The organism is Streptococcus mitis (assembly GCF_013305725.1).
In the GTDB taxonomy this organism is placed as follows: Bacteria; Bacillota; Bacilli; order Lactobacillales; family Streptococcaceae; genus Streptococcus; species Streptococcus mitis_BO.
Genome location: NZ_CP047883.1, coordinates 1495911 through 1511315, shown reverse-complemented (window position 1 = coordinate 1511315; position 15405 = coordinate 1495911). Strand labels below are relative to the sequence as shown.

The 15405-nt window shown below is 38.5% G+C and carries 16 protein-coding genes; 14 read left to right on the top strand and 2 right to left on the bottom strand.

From position 1 onward, the window contains the following. Nucleotides 1–5: 5 nt before the first annotated feature. The gene (locus M594_RS07415) at nt 6–914 is read right to left on the bottom strand and encodes a LysR family transcriptional regulator (RefSeq protein WP_042750500.1); all 909 of its coding nucleotides are present in this window, start codon (nt 912–914) and stop codon (nt 6–8) included. 521 nt (nt 915–1435) lie between these two features. Here M594_RS07415 and slmA point away from each other — a divergent pair. The 9 genes from slmA (at nt 1436) to M594_RS07365 (ending at nt 7873) form a co-directional block, all read left to right on the top strand. After that, nucleotides 1436–1597: a salivaricin M family lantibiotic gene (gene slmA, locus M594_RS07405; protein ID WP_368039304.1), complete on the top strand. Its 162-nt coding sequence runs from the start codon at nt 1436–1438 to the stop codon at nt 1595–1597. Between the two features lie 29 nt (nt 1598–1626). Further along, complete coding sequence (locus M594_RS07400) at nt 1627–1734, top strand: QVPTGV class sortase B protein-sorting domain-containing protein (RefSeq protein WP_020901952.1); 108 nt, start codon at nt 1627–1629, stop codon at nt 1732–1734. A gap of 131 nt (nt 1735–1865) precedes the next feature. Further along, the gene (locus M594_RS07395) at nt 1866–2600 is read left to right on the top strand and encodes an ABC transporter ATP-binding protein (RefSeq protein ID WP_173876750.1); all 735 of its coding nucleotides are present in this window, start codon (nt 1866–1868) and stop codon (nt 2598–2600) included. A gap of 12 nt (nt 2601–2612) precedes the next feature. Then, a complete protein-coding gene (locus M594_RS07390; protein WP_173876393.1) occupies nt 2613–4628 on the top strand; it encodes an FtsX-like permease family protein in 2016 nt (671 codons plus the stop codon). A 713-nt stretch (nt 4629–5341) separates the two neighbouring features. Further along, complete coding sequence (locus tag M594_RS10145; protein ID WP_254597299.1) at nt 5342–6283, top strand: ATP-binding protein; 942 nt, start codon at nt 5342–5344, stop codon at nt 6281–6283. Next, nucleotides 6264–6860, top strand: coding sequence for a response regulator transcription factor (locus M594_RS07380; RefSeq protein WP_173876391.1), 597 nt, complete (start codon nt 6264–6266; stop codon nt 6858–6860). The genes M594_RS10145 and M594_RS07380 overlap by 20 nt, the downstream gene beginning before the upstream one ends. Nucleotides 6861–6907: 47 nt before the next feature. After that, entirely contained in the window at nt 6908–7177 is a 270-nt protein-coding gene (locus M594_RS07375; RefSeq protein WP_033689072.1) for a YqgQ family protein, read from the top strand. Beyond that, on the top strand, nt 7177–7557 hold the full coding sequence (locus M594_RS07370; protein WP_173876390.1) for a rhodanese-like domain-containing protein: 381 nt from the start codon (nt 7177–7179) through the stop codon (nt 7555–7557). Before M594_RS07375 ends, M594_RS07370 begins: the two co-directional genes overlap by 1 nt. Before the next feature lie 88 nt (nt 7558–7645). Beyond that, entirely contained in the window at nt 7646–7873 is a 228-nt protein-coding gene (locus tag M594_RS07365) for a hypothetical protein (protein ID WP_173876389.1), read from the top strand. A gap of 39 nt (nt 7874–7912) precedes the next feature. Here M594_RS07365 and M594_RS07360 read toward each other — a convergent pair whose 3' ends face one another. Then, nucleotides 7913–8638 carry a 16S rRNA pseudouridine(516) synthase gene (locus M594_RS07360; protein ID WP_173876388.1) on the bottom strand — a complete coding sequence of 242 codons (726 nt, stop codon included), beginning with the start codon at nt 8636–8638 and terminating at the stop codon, nt 7913–7915. 161 nt (nt 8639–8799) lie between these two features. On the opposite strand from M594_RS07360, the gene typA reads away from it, so the two are divergent. The 5 genes from typA (at nt 8800) to murD (ending at nt 15404) form a co-directional block, all read left to right on the top strand. Continuing rightward, on the top strand, nt 8800–10641 hold the full coding sequence (gene typA, locus M594_RS07355) for a translational GTPase TypA (protein ID WP_000164111.1): 1842 nt from the start codon (nt 8800–8802) through the stop codon (nt 10639–10641). 19 nt (nt 10642–10660) lie between these two features. Next, complete coding sequence (locus tag M594_RS07350) at nt 10661–10915, top strand: DUF3165 family protein (protein WP_173876387.1); 255 nt, start codon at nt 10661–10663, stop codon at nt 10913–10915. Between the two features lie 368 nt (nt 10916–11283). Next, complete coding sequence (locus M594_RS07345; RefSeq protein ID WP_173876386.1) at nt 11284–13305, top strand: bacteriocin-associated integral membrane family protein; 2022 nt, start codon at nt 11284–11286, stop codon at nt 13303–13305. A gap of 1 nt (nt 13306) precedes the next feature. Beyond that, nucleotides 13307–13948 (top strand): ABC transporter ATP-binding protein, encoded by a 642-nt coding sequence (locus M594_RS07340; RefSeq protein ID WP_000571283.1) that lies wholly within the window; start codon nt 13307–13309, stop codon nt 13946–13948. A gap of 103 nt (nt 13949–14051) precedes the next feature. After that, the gene (murD, locus tag M594_RS07335; RefSeq protein WP_173876385.1) at nt 14052–15404 is read left to right on the top strand and encodes a UDP-N-acetylmuramoyl-L-alanine--D-glutamate ligase; all 1353 of its coding nucleotides are present in this window, start codon (nt 14052–14054) and stop codon (nt 15402–15404) included. Nucleotide 15405 lies beyond the last annotated feature (1 nt).

The window sequence follows — 15405 nt, the reverse complement described above, 5'->3', positions numbered from 1 at the left end:
TATTCTCAACTATCAAACTGGACTTCTTCTAGTAGATAGTCGATAAAGCGTTCGCCCATCTTGGATAGGCTGGTTTTTTCATGCTGGATATAGACCAGCTCGATAGGATCATCAATATCCAGTGGGATAGAAACGATATTGTCTCCGTTGAGGTTGCTGTTCAAAATCCCTGTTGCGATCGTGTATCCATCCAGACCAATCAAGAGGTTAAAGAGGGTGGCACGGTCGCTGACTACGATAGATTTTTTGTGGTATTCCTGCGAGAGAATCTCTTCAGAGAAGTAGAAGGAGTTGTGAGTTCCTTGATCATAGCTGAGGTAAGGGAAGTTCTCCAAGTCTTCTAGTTTGACCTTGTCTTTCTTTGCCAGAGGATTGGTCTTGCTGACAAAGATATGCGGTTGGGCGGTAAAGAGATGATGAGCCAGCAGGTGATTGTCATCCAGCATTTTGGTTAAAACATCACGGTTGTAGCTGTTAAAAAATAGGACACCGACCTCACTACGGAAGTTCTTGACGTCGTCGATAATCTCCCAAGTACGAGTTTCACGAAGGAAGAGCTCGTATTTCTCCATATCACTTTTCTTGAGCAGAGAGACAAAGGCATTGACCACAAAGGCATAATGCTGGGAGGAAACGCTAAAGAGTTCGCGGTGGGCGACAGGATTTTTATAGCGTTCTTCCAAAAGCTGGGTCTGCTCGACAACCTGACGGGCATAAGAGAGGAACTCCATCCCATCACGGGTCAAGGTGATACCCTTGGGATTGCGGATAAAGATTTCAATGCCCATTTCATTTTCCAAATCTCTTACTGCATTGGAAAGACTTGGCTGAGTGATAAAGAGTTGCTTGGCTGCCTCATTCATGGAGCCAGTTTCGACGATTTTGATAATATAATGTAATTGTTGAATTCTCATGTTTTTATTGTACCACACTTGCGTCAGAATCGCCAAAGATGATAGGAAAATCAGGAGCATTGTGTGAGTCTCTGTAAAGTAGTTAAGCAAGAGATTGTTCAGTTGTTTCTTTACTGAGAACTATAAAAATTTTACTCGAAAATAAGAAATTTGCACGATTTACTCATTACTTATCCAATACTAGAGTTTATACTAGTTATTGTAAAGATGATCATTTAAAAGAAGGAAGGAGAAAACCTTATGGCTAAAAATACAAATCGTTCAGAGATTGATTCTCTAAATCTTGAGATTGAAAACCAAGAACTTTTCGGGAAATCAGAAGCTTGTGGTACACAGCTTTTAAAATGATACTAGCAGGTCTCTGTGGATTGTGTCTCACCTATTCCTATGAGTGTACGAGAAATAATGTTCGCTGTTAGATAAAACAAAAGGAAAATGTTAGTGTTTTATTACAAAACATTGACAACATTTTGATTTGGTGTTATATTTACGGGGAGAAATACAAATAAAACAAGACAACTTTGAGATTGATTCTTTGGATTATGGAAATTAATAGCCAAGAATTGGATGGTAAATCTGCTGCTGGGTGGCGTACGGCTGTTAGTTTAACAGCACAGGGGCGCTGTGCTTGGTGGTTTACATATTCTTATGAATGTATTTCGCCAAACGTGCGCTGTGGATAAAACTCTCTATTTTTTGACAGGAGGATAAAATGGAAGGAATTATTGGAACACTAGACTTCTATGCACCTGTACTGGTCTTAGGAGTTGTTGTCATAGGGATTGTTTACTTTATGAAAAAAAGAAACGATCGCAAATAATCAACATCGACCGATACCTAAAAAAGTATCGGCTTTTTTTATAGCATAAATATATTGCACAAAATACTCATGGAAAACCTTGAAATAAACCGTATAATGAGAGTGTAATAAAGAAATGGAGGAATGAAATGATGAAACAGCTTATTGTAACAGGATTAACGAAAACATTTGGTCAAGGGGATAATATCGTTCATGCTTTATTAGATGTGAACTTGTCCGTTGAAAAAGGAGAATTTCTGGCAATTATGGGGGCCAGTGGTAGTGGAAAAACAACACTCCTCAACTGTATTTCAACGATTGATAAACCAACATCAGGTGAAATTCAATTTGAAGATTTTGACATCATCCATGCCAAGGAAAATGACCTAGCTGACTATCGTGCTAAAAACATTTCCTATATTTTCCAAGCCTACAACTTGGTGGAAACCTTGACGGTCTATGAAAATATCGTCCTACCTCTTCAAATTCAGGGGAAAAATATCAAAAAACATCAGGATAAGATTGAGGAAATTTTGGATAAGTTGGCCATCCAAAACTTAAAAGACAAGTTTCCTAATCAGTTATCAGGTGGTCAGCGACAACGCGTGGCAACTGCTAGAGCCTTGATTGATGATTCTAAACTGATTATCGCAGATGAGCCGACAGGAGCCTTGGACTCTGCTAATTCTGAAAAACTGATGGTACTTTTGCAGGAAATCAATAAAAGTTTTGGTATTACCATTTTACTGGTTACGCATGACCCTGCCGCAGCAAAGTACTCTTCACGGATGGTGCTACTTAGAGATGGAAAGATTATGGATGATTTGGAACGTAACAGCTTATCAAATGAACAGTATTTGCAAGAGATTTACAGTCGTACCAGATAGGAGGGTGAGAGTATGTATCCAAAATTGATTTTACGAAATGTATTTCGAAATTTACAGACTTATACCATCTATTTTTTCAGTCTGACATTGATTTATAGCTTGCTCTACGCTTTTAATGCTTTACCAAGCCATCCAGTGATGCAAAGTTTATCAGGGGCAAAGGAAATGTTGACGACGGTGATGAGCCAGTACATGGGCTTGCTTTCCTATCTGATTCTATTGGCGATTGCCTTTCTCATCGTTTACGCTACAAATTTTGTGCTGGGACGGCGCAAGAAAGAGCTGGGACTTTATGCAACGCTGGGAATGAAGAAGAAGCAGATTATCCGTACCCTGTTCTTTGAAACCATGCTGGTCAATATCTTTTCCTTGATTCTAGGTTTCTTGCTTGGATTGATCTTACTGGTCATTCTAGCTAAGATTGCATCTGAGTTTTTTATGGCTAATTACTTTGGTAGTCTGCTTTTCTTTGATAGCAAGTCTGTCATCTTACTAGTTTATTCCTATTTGGTAACCAGTTTTATTGTTGGTGTCATGGACATTCTTACCTTTAGAAAGCAAAATATCATTGCACTTATTCAAGAAAATGGGGTCAAGAAATCTGTCTTGGCAAAAGGCAAGCCAGTTCTTCAAGCACTTCTCTTTATTCTTTCGACAGCTGTTATCGGTTTTGGTGCTCTCTATTTTTCAGACTATCACCATCTATCATTCTTGAAAAGCTGGGGTATCTTGCTGGTATCTGTCTTCGTGATTTTTGTGATTTTGTTTTACAATACTTTAAGCCATTTTGTCTTGATTTCCCTTAGAAAACTGCCTCAAACCTACTATAACAAACTAAACACTTTTAAAATCCGTCAATTTTCAAAACAAGCTGATAGTAATTCGGTCACGTTGGCTGTCTTATCCTTGACTCTGACCTTGGCACTCAGCTTGCTCGTTTTTAGTGGTAGTGCTTATACGACTATGAATCGAGAGCTGAACAAATACTCACCTTATGACGTAACTGTCAATCTTTATCGTGGTCAAGAGTTCCAATTTGCTCAGGATTCTGTCAAAGACAGATTGAAAGTCGATGGATTTGACTTTAACCTCATCAAAGAGGAGTACAGCTGTCCTATCTATTCTAGTGATGTAACTTATAAAGATTTGATTGATACTAGCAATCTCTGGGAGCATGATAAGAAACTTCCTGAATCAAAAGTACCGATTTTAGGAATTTCTGCCTACAATCATCTCCGCAAACTGCAAGGGAAAAAAGCGGTTGACTTGGCAGAAGACCAATTTCTAGTCAATGCCAACTATAAAGGAACTGCCAAGCAGATTCAGGACTTTCTATCAACGACCAAAACCCTCATGATTAATGGTCATTCTCTCAACCTTGCCTCTTCAAAGCCGCTTGAAACAGTTTACTATTTATCTTCAGTAGGTCTAAATGACGCAGGAACCTTGATTGTACCAGATAAGGAAGTAGTTGGATTGACGGAAGACCACACGACCTATGTTGCCAATTTCAAGGAAAATATCGACAAACGGAAAGTAGATACATTCTTGAGTCAGTGGATTGAAAAATACTACTTCACTCGTGATGGTATAGAGTTGAATACGTTCACCTATCAAACCAAAGAAAGTATTTTTGAGACTTACCTTGGCTTTATGGGTGTCATTGTCTTTGTCATGATTTTTGTCAGTGTCATTTTCATCATTATTTCCCTCAGTATCTTGTCCCTTCAAACTTCTACAAGTGCTTTGGATAGTGTTAATGATTATCAAATCATATATCTTCTTGGGAACAAGAGAAAGCAAAATCGCTCTATTCTTTTGCAACAGATTCTAAGTTATTTCTTGGTTCCGCTGCTTATCGCAGGTCCGCTAGCATTTTCATTGAGTACCGCTCTTTTGGGCTATTTTGAGAATTTCGCTAATACCAGCATTTCTATTGATATCACCTATCTGGGAATAGCGGTCTTACTATTTGTTCTTTACCTGCTAGTGACTTACAGAGTAAGTTGGCAAATTATTGAAAATTAAGTCAAATACCAGAGTTGCCTATCCGACAATTCTGGTATTGTGTTATAATGATATTAAAGTAGTTCAGGAAGTGGATACATATGAAACAGTTTGTCAAATCGCTCTCGAAAAACTCACTTTTATTGTGGTGGTTGACGATTTTTAATCATCTAGCTTTAATGATTTATATTTATTATAGAATTCCTCTGGACTTTTCGACAGATTTTTCCTTGCAGATGGTTTTATTGCTAATTATTGCCTTAATTGTATTTAGCTATATTTGTAATATTGTGACCTTTCGGTATAGTGAGTTAAAACTTTGGTTGCTCCTGATGATGTTTCTCATTAGCTGGCAATCCATATTTAATCAAGGAGTTGCGAACACCCTGTTGCACTTTTTTGATATTCTTCATCCGCTAAACTCTTTTTTATTGGTGTATAGTTCTCTGTCTATTATCTTTCTGGGAGAGAAAATAGGAGAAGAACTGTTGAGTGTGTCCTTTGTGTTGACACTAATCACCATTAGTTCGTATCTGTTAAGTCCTTCAATTTTTCTATTTCTGTCCTTGTTTGCGTCTTTCTTTTTAAACCTTGTTCCCTTGATTTTACTGATTTTATATCATCAAGAGTTGAAAAGTAAACTCAAGTATCAGAGACGAAATTTGTGGATATTAGCTTTGATATTGCCTCTTTCTTATTTCTTTTTGTATATCAATACGAGGGGATCAGGAGTGATGAACCTAGTCTGGTATCTAGAAATTCTTGGTATCTTAGCTTTTTTACACTTCAAAACGATTGTCAGCTCTCTTCAAAAAAGGGTATCAGAGTTGAAATTGTCCTATATAAAAGCATTTTCACGCTTGTTTTTACTGGTTATGTTTTTGTTAGTAGGCATTTTCATCATCTTTCGTCTAGATTTAAACACGAGTTTTTTGGTCTTGAATATCATGTTACTATTGTTCGGGATTTGTTCGGAAGAATTGATTCGCCTTTTTCGTTCTGCTGAAATGCTAGATTCTAGGGATTATGTAAAAGTTCTCTTTTTAAAGCGTAACCGTATGGTGAAAAATCTGCTGGCAAATGAAGATACAGAACAACAGTTCTCCGAATTTCTTCACAATGAAATCCTGCAAAATGTGATGGCAATAAAAAATTTCAATAAATATAGTAGCAATCAAGCTTTTGGTGAACAGATCAATCTGGTGACAGAGGAGTTGGTTCAGCGGATTTGCGAGCGGATGGATTATTATCAGCCAATGGTAGAAACAGACGAGCAGTTAGACATCCAGTATCAAGGGCTGATTAATCGGATTGTCAAGCGCTATCACGCAGAAAATGAAGTCGTCACACAGTTTCCTGTCCACTTTAGGCTTTTATCTCCTTACGATAAAATTGCCTATCGTCTGGTTGAGGAATTGGCGACCAATGCCGTTAAGTACGCTAGTGGTGGAAGGATTTCTTTGAAGATTGATGTGCATGATGACACTATTTTTATCATTTCTGAAAATGACTGCCTTCAAACAGAAAAATCCTTAGGTTATGGCTTGAAAAATATGTCTAATAAAATTAGTGTTTTAGGTGGTCAAATGCAGATTTTTGAAAATAATAAGAGATTTCGTGTAGAAATTACTCTCCCGATTGATAAGGAGTTGTGTTATGAAAATTTTGTTAATTGATGATCATAAATTATTTAGCCAAAGTATCAAGATGATTTTAGAGTTATCGGAAAACATTAAAAAGGTCCAGTTAGTAGATAATTTTTCGACTATTTCGGAGATTGCTTTTAATGACTACGACATTATTTTGATTGATATTAACCTGACGAGTCTGTATCAAGATGATGGGCTGACCTTGGCACAAGAGATTATCGACAATGGTTGTTCTAGTAAGGTTGTGATTTTGACAGGTTACAGTAAAAAAATGTATGAACATCGAGCTAAAGTTATGGGGGCTTATGGCTTTCTAGATAAAAGTATAGATCCAGATGAGTTGGTGAAAAAACTGGAAAAGATTTATCTAGGAGGTAAGATCTTTTCAGATGAAGTGATGGTAGAGGTGCTAACACCACGAGAAATCGAGATACTAGAACTGGTTAGAAATGGCTTGACCATTGATGATGTCTGTGACAAGGTCTATGTGAGTAAACGTACAGTTTCCAATCACTTGGCCAATATCTTTTCAAAATTGGGAGTGACTAACAGGCAGGAGGCAATTCACATCGCTGAGCAGTTGGGATATTTCCCGCCAGATTAAAAAGTTGCAGAAGATGCAGCTTTTTTAATTTCTGTGCTACTTCTTGTATGAGTCTCTTCTTGAAAAAAACACAAAAATTTGCTAGAATGAGTCTTATGAAAACATTCTATGATGTGCAGCAATTCCTCAAACGATTTGGTATTATTGTTTACATGGGAAAACGCTTATATGATATTGAACTGATGAAGTTGGAACTCTCTCGGATTTACGATGCAGGGTTGATGGATAAATTGGACTATCTAGAGGCAGAAGCAGTTCTTCGCAGAGAGCACAAGGTAGAATTGGATTATATTGAGAAAAATGGAGAAAAGAACTAATGGTTACTTGGATTTTGTGGGCACTTATACTGGCAATGTTGACATGGATGGGCTTTAACTATCTTCGTATTCGTCGTGCGGCTAAAATCGTAGATAATGAGGAATTTGAAGCCTTGATTCGTACGGGTCAATTGATTGATTTGCGCGACCCAGCTGAATTCCACAGAAAACATATCCTTGGTGCCCGCAATATTCCTTCAAGTCAGTTGAAGACTAGTCTTGCAGCCCTTCGTAAAGATAAACCTGTCCTTCTTTACGAAAACCAACGTGCGCAACGTGTGACAAATGCAGCTCTTTACTTGAAAAAACAAGGTTTTTCTGAGATTTATATCCTTTCTTATGGCTTGGATTCTTGGAAAGGGAAAGTGAAGACTAGCTAACCTTATTTCCAAATTAGTCGAATGATAGGATGAAGCTATTGTTTTATAGTATAATTAATTTGTATAAAATTTAAGGAGTTCTTAGAACATGAAAGAAAAGAAGAAAAATCCACTTTTTGTGGGTATTTTGTCGATTATTCTTGGTTTGTTATTTCCAATTGTAGGCCTGATTTTGGGGATCATAGGATTGGTCTTGGCTTTTTCATACCAAAAAGAATCTGGACTAGACTATAAAACAGAAAAAATTCTCAACATCGTAGGACTTGTGGTTTCTGTACTTAACTGGATTGTAGCCGTCGCAGTATTTTTTAGATAAGCAATAAACAAAAAGCTTTAAACATAAAGCTTTTTTCTTTTATCCACTTTTCTCTAAGTGATTTTTAATGATTTTCAATTCCTCTTGGTTTAAGGGACGGTATTGACCTTCTGCTAGTTCTGGGTCTAATGTAAACTCATCGAACTGAACTCGTTTGAGGGAGGTCACCTTAACACCAACCGAGAGGAACATTTTCTTGATTTGATGAAATTTTCCTTCTGAAATGGTGATAGAGGCTTGACTGTAGGAAGGACTTGCAGATAGAATCTCTAGTCTTGCAGGTTTACAGACAGTGCCATCTAAAAAGACAATTCCTTTTTGAAAGGCTTGAATATGGTCAGGTGTTAGAAGTCCATTAACCTCAACCTGATAAGTCTTATCGACATGATATTGGGGATGGAGGAGCTGAAAGCCCAAGGGACCGTTATCGGTCAAGAGGAGGAGCCCTGTCGTATCTCGGTCCAGTCGGCCGACGGCATAGAGCTTGTCAGACTGGATGTCAGGTGAAAGGAGATCCATGACGGTTTGGAGTTCCTTGTCTTTATTGGCTGTCACGACAGCAGCAGGCTTATGAAGCATAAGATAGGTGTGTTCATAGCCTTGAATGATACGGTCCTGAAAAAGGAGTTCCTGAAGTCCTGTATCGATATTTTGGGCTAGGGAGCGGGCTGGGCAACCATCGACGAGAATGTCCCCTTTGAGTAAGGCTTGTTTCATGGCCTTTCGGCTAACTGTTTCTTGGGCTAATAAATTATCTAAACGCATACTGTGCCTATCTTATCATAAGTCGCTTGCTTTGAAAAGGCTTGACATGAAAAGAAAAGCAGAGTGAAAACATTTACACTTGCTTGAGTTATGTTATTTACTTGAAAATATGGTATAATCGTTCAGTTAGAAAATAAATTTTGAATATTATAGAGGAAATCATGACAAAATTAAGAGAAGATATCCGTAACATTGCGATTATCGCCCACGTTGACCACGGGAAAACAACCCTCGTTGACGAATTATTGAAACAATCAGAAACGCTTGATGCACGTACTGAATTGGCTGAGCGTGCTATGGACTCAAACGATATCGAAAAAGAGCGTGGAATTACTATCCTTGCTAAAAATACAGCCGTTGCCTACAACGGAACTCGTATCAACATCATGGACACACCAGGACACGCGGACTTCGGTGGAGAAGTTGAGCGTATCATGAAAATGGTTGACGGTGTTGTCTTGGTCGTAGATGCCTACGAAGGAACCATGCCACAAACTCGTTTCGTATTGAAAAAAGCCTTGGAACAAGATCTTGTCCCAATCGTGGTTGTTAACAAAATCGATAAACCATCAGCTCGTCCAGCAGAAGTAGTGGACGAAGTCTTGGAGCTTTTCATCGAGCTTGGTGCAGATGACGACCAGCTTGACTTCCCAGTTGTGTATGCTTCAGCGATCAACGGAACTTCTTCATTGTCGGATGATCCAGCTGACCAAGAAGCGACTATGGCACCAATCTTTGACACGATTATTGACCATATCCCAGCTCCAGTAGATAACTCAGATGAGCCTTTGCAGTTCCAAGTGTCACTTTTGGACTACAACGACTTTGTTGGACGTATCGGTATCGGTCGTGTCTTCCGTGGTACTGTTAAGGTTGGGGACCAAGTTACCCTTTCTAAACTTGACGGTACAACTAAAAACTTCCGTGTTACAAAACTCTTCGGTTTCTTTGGTTTGGAACGTCGTGAAATCCAAGAAGCTAAAGCAGGTGACTTGATTGCCGTTTCAGGTATGGAAGATATCTTTGTCGGTGAAACCATTACTCCGACAGACGCAGTTGAAGCTCTTCCAATCCTACACATCGATGAGCCAACTCTTCAAATGACATTCTTGGTCAACAACTCACCATTTGCTGGTAAAGAAGGTAAATGGGTGACTTCTCGTAAGGTAGAAGAACGCTTGCAGGCCGAATTGCAAACAGACGTTTCCCTCCGTGTTGACCCAACTGATTCACCAGACAAATGGACTGTTTCAGGACGTGGAGAATTGCACTTGTCAATCCTTATCGAAACAATGCGTCGTGAAGGATATGAACTTCAAGTATCTCGTCCAGAGGTTATCGTAAAAGAAATTGATGGTGTTAAATGTGAACCATTTGAACGTGTTCAAATCGACACTCCAGAAGAATACCAAGGATCTGTTATCCAAAGCCTTTCTGAACGTAAAGGTGAAATGTTGGATATGATTTCAACTGGTAATGGTCAAACTCGTTTGGTCTTCCTTGTTCCTGCGCGTGGGTTGATTGGATACTCAACTGAGTTCTTGTCAATGACTCGTGGTTACGGTATCATGAACCATACCTTCGACCAATACTTGCCATTGATTCCAGGGGAAATTGGTGGACGTCACCGTGGTGCCCTTGTTTCTATTGATGCTGGTAAGGCTACAACTTACTCAATCATGTCTATCGAAGAACGTGGAACAATCTTTGTCAACCCAGGTACTGAGGTTTATGAAGGAATGATCATCGGTGAAAACTCTCGTGAAAATGACTTGACAGTTAACATCACTAAGGCAAAACAAATGACCAACGTCCGTTCAGCTACTAAGGACCAAACAGCTGTTATCAAGACACCTCGTATCTTGACACTTGAAGAGTCTCTTGAGTTCTTGAACGACGATGAGTACATGGAAGTAACGCCTGAGTCTATCCGTTTGCGTAAACAAATCCTTAACAAAGCAGAGCGTGAGAAAGCTAACAAGAAGAAAAAATCAGCTGAATAAGAGCTAGAAAGAGATAAAGATGGTTTATTTAATCATAGGACTCCTCTTATTACTACTCTATGTATTTGTGACACCAGAAAGTATTAAAGGGACAGTCAACATCGTCCTTGTCGTCTTTGCTTTCGTAGCACTTTTGATTTTGCTGATGCTGTCTGTCCTGCAAATCTTTCAGCTACCGACAGAATTCTTCATCGCAGTCGCTATGCTCTTCCTAGCATATTTTAGCTTGCGAGATATTACCCTCATGTCGGTCCATAAAAGTAAAAGAAGATAAAAAGAGAGTTTTGGCTCTCTTTTTTTGTATCAATTTTACAATAGTTTGAATTGCTTTTTAGTTAATATCATCTCTTTTGCTTGGATAATATGAATGGGAAAAACTTGTATAAAATTCGTTAATGACATCTATTTTTAAGGGAACTGTAAAATTCTATTACTAATAATATTTTGGTAAAATATGTTGATAGATTATATAGAAAGTGATATACTTAAATTATAAGAAATCGTTTTCAAAACGAGGAAGGATTAAATTTGTTGTCTTGGTGCTCAGGGTGTAATGGATTAAACTAGGAAAATAATTCTAAGAATTTATAAAACATAAAATCTTTGTTCTATAGGGTTATTCTCTTATACAAGGAGTCTACTATGAAGAAACTATTCATATTATTATCAACTTTTTTTCTCAGCTTTTTCTTTGCTTGGATTATTGTCTTACGTGCGCCACAATATTTATATGCAAGCTATGATTCCGTTTCCTTACTTCGTGTTAAAAAAGATACTCAGGAACCGACGCGTGAGGTATTTGAAAAGGAATTAGAGAATTTTGCAAACTCAGAACAGAGTTTAATAGCTAGAAGAATTGTAGAGCCGAGTAAGGATGGGACGACTCACTTTACTTATGCAACTTATGGTCAGGGAACTTTACCAAAAGAATTCCAAGAAGCTAGCCAAGAAAGTCGTGAACGTAGTGATCCGCTAAATAGTTATCTCCTTTTGTCAGGCTCCTTGACGAAAGAAAAGCTTGCCGATAAATTAGGAGATTTGGGTTATAAAGCAATTCCTGACCGAAAGACAGCGCCCTATTCTCTTGCTTTTAGAATGTTACTAATTCCCCTTATTTTAATTAGTTTAGCAATATTTGGCTTATCTTTCTTTGCTCTAGTGATTATCACTCGGATTAAGGAAATGAGAGCTGCAGGTATAAAACTCTTTTCTGGTCAGACTCTCTTATCCATCATGGGGCATTCTTTATCTACTGATATCAAATGGCTCCTTCTATCAGCCCTCCTTTCCTTCCTAGGTGGGGGAGTCGTTCTTTTTAGTCAAGGTTTGTTTTATCCTGTCTTGTTAGCCACCTATGGTTTTGGGATTAGTTTCTATCTGTTGTTTTTATTGGGTATTTCAATTTTACTAATGCTCCTTTATCTAATGAGTTTGAGTTACAAAGCATTAGTTCCCGTTATTAAGGGGAGATTACCCCTTAAACGCTTGATGGCTTTAACCCTATTGTGTCAGTTAGTTGCTGTCTTTACAGTAGGCTACGCTGTTAAGACAGGTTTGACGTCTTACCAACGATTGAAAGAACTTGAAATTTCAAAACAAGCATGGCAGGATAGAGCAGACTATTACCAGATTTTCTTTGGCTTAGGTGATAGAGTAAAAGATACAGAAAATCAGAATAAGTGGTATGCCTTTGCCAAGGAAGCAATCGAAGAAGAACAGGCTCTATTTGTAAAAGATAATCTCATTCATTTTGCAAATCCTCAAGGAAAAAATGAACAGGGAGAGACACTGGATACCTATAGTCCAAATGCTAATGTTCTCTATGTCAGTCCAAGTTATTTGGACAAGGAAAATGTATCTGTAAATGGTGAGACTAGACAGAAACTAGCCCATCTTCAAAAAGGGGAATTTGGACTCTTATTACCAGAATCTCTTCGTTCACAGGAAGCAGAACTTAAGAAAGCTTTTGAAGAAAGATTGAGTGATTATGGAAAATCTGGTGAGGAGGCAAGTGCTCCTTTAGAGTATGAAATGAGAGCGATTGTTAGTTATCTTCCAACTGGAGAAAAGCGGTTTGTTTATAATAACGGTGAGAATCCCGTATCCACTCAGTATTTGACTGATCCGATTTTAGTTGTATTTACTCCAACATCTATAGGTGATAGTATCATTTCCAAATCTAGTTGGTCTATCAATGCTGGTAAGAATATCTTTGTCAAAGGATATGAAGATGGGATTAAACTCTTGAAAAATGCAGGAATTTATGAGCAAGTATCCTATCTTAAAGAAGGAAGAAGTGTTTATCTAACTCGTTATAATGAAGTTCAAACTGAAACAGCAACTTTAATCCTAGGAGCTATTGTTGGAATAGCTAGTTCCTTGTTACTCTTTTATTCTGTCAATCTTCTATATTTCGAGCAATTCCGTCGAGATATCTTGATTAAACGAATTTCAGGTTTACGATTTTTTGAAACACATGCTCAGTATATGGTTAGTCAATTTGCCAGTTTTGTATTTGGTGCTAGTCTCTTTATTTTAAGCAGTCGAGACTTGGTGATTGGCTTGCTCACTTTATTAGTCTTTCTAGCTAGTGCAGTTCTGACGCTTTACCGTCAAGCGCAGAAAGAATCTCGTGTTTCTATGACAATTATGAAAGGAAAATAGGATGATTGAACTAAAGAATATATCTAAAAAATTTGGAAGCCGTCAGCTATTTTCAGATACCAATCTTCATTTTGAAGGTGGGAAAATTTATGCCTTAATCGGTACAAGTGGCTGTGGTAAGACAACACTCTTGAATATGATTGGACGATTAGAGCCATATGACAAAGGGCAAATCATCTATGATGGCACCTCTCTTAAGGACATCAAGCCTTCTGTTTTCTTTAGAGATTATTTGGGATATCTATTTCAAGATTTTGGCTTAATTGAAAGCCAAACCGTCAAAGAAAATCTCAATCTGGGTTTAGTTGGTAAAAAGTTGAAAGAAAAAGAGAAAATCTCTTTGATGAAACAAGCTCTAAACCGTGTTAACCTCTCTTATTTAGATTTGAAGCAACCTATCTTTGAATTATCAGGAGGAGAAGCACAACGTGTTGCACTAGCGAAGATAATTTTAAAGGATCCACCTTTGATTCTCGCAGATGAACCAACCGCTTCACTAGACCCCAAAAACTCTGAGGAATTACTTTCCATCCTAGAATCTTTAAAAAATCCGAATCGAACCATTATTATTGCGACCCACAATCCTCTGATTTGGGAGCAAGTGGACCAAGTTATTCGAGTTACCGATTTATCACATAGATGATAAGGTAAAATTCAGTTAGAAGAAAGAGTCACAAACACACTTTGTGGCTTTTTTATTTCCATAAAAATGGTAAAATAGTAAGAGTAGAAATGGAGTTTGAGACATGAAAGTAATAGATCAATTTAAAAATAAGAAAGTCCTTGTTTTAGGTTTGGCAAAGTCTGGTGAATCTGCAGCTCGTTTGTTGGACAAGCTAGGTGCCATTGTGACAGTAAATGATGGGAAACCTTTCGAGGACAATCCAGCTGCCCAAAGTTTGTTGGAAGAAGGGATCAAGGTTATCACAGGTGGCCATCCTTTGGAACTCTTGGATGAAGAGTTTGCCCTTATGGTGAAAAATCCAGGTATCCCTTACAGCAATCCCATGATAGAAAAGGCTTTGGCCAAGGGTATTCCAGTCTTGACTGAGGTGGAATTGGCTTACTTAATTTCAGAAGCACCGATTGTTGGTATTACTGGTTCAAATGGAAAAACAACCACAACGACCATGATCGGGGAAGTTTTGACTGCTGCTGGCCAACATGGTCTTTTATCAGGGAATATCGGCTATCCAGCTAGTCAAGTGGCCCAAACTGCGTCAGACAGGGACACTCTTGTTATGGAACTTTCTTCTTTCCAATTGATGGGCGTTCAAGAATTCCATCCTGAGATTGCGGTTATTACCAACCTCATGCCAACTCATATCGATTATCATGGTTCTTTTGAGGAATATGTAGCAGCCAAGTGGAATATCCAGAACAAGATGACAGCGGCTGATTTCCTTGTCTTGAACTTTAACCAAGACTTGGCAAAAGAATTGGCCACTAAAACACAAGCTACAGTTGTACCATTCTCAACACTTGAAAAGGTTGATGGAGCTTATCTGGAAGATGGTCATCTCTACTTCCGTGGGGAAGTTGTCATGGAAGCGAATGAAATCGGAGTTCCAGGTAGCCACAATGTGGAAAATGCCCTTGCGACGATTGCTGTAGCCAAGCTTCGTGGTGTGGATAACCAGATCATCAAGGAAACTCTTTCAGCCTTTGGAGGTGTCAAACACCGTCTCCAATTTGTGGATGAAATCAAGGGTGTCAAGTTCTATAATGATAGCAAATCAACCAATATCTTGGCTACTCAAAAAGCCTTGTCAGGATTTGACAATAGCAAGGTCATTTTGATTGCAGGTGGTTTGGACCGTGGCAATGAGTTTGACGAATTGGTTCCAGACATTACTGGACTCAAGAAGATGGTCATCCTGGGTCAGTCTGCAGAACGTGTCAAACGGGCAGCAGACAAGGCTGGTGTGGCATATGTGGATGCGACTGACATTGCAGATGCGACCCGCAAGGCCTACGAGCTTGCGACTCAAGGAGACGTGGTTCTTCTCAGTCCAGCCAATGCCAGCTGGGATATGTATGCTAACTTTGAAGTACGTGGCGACCTCTTTATCGACACAGTAGCGGAGTTAAAGGAATAAT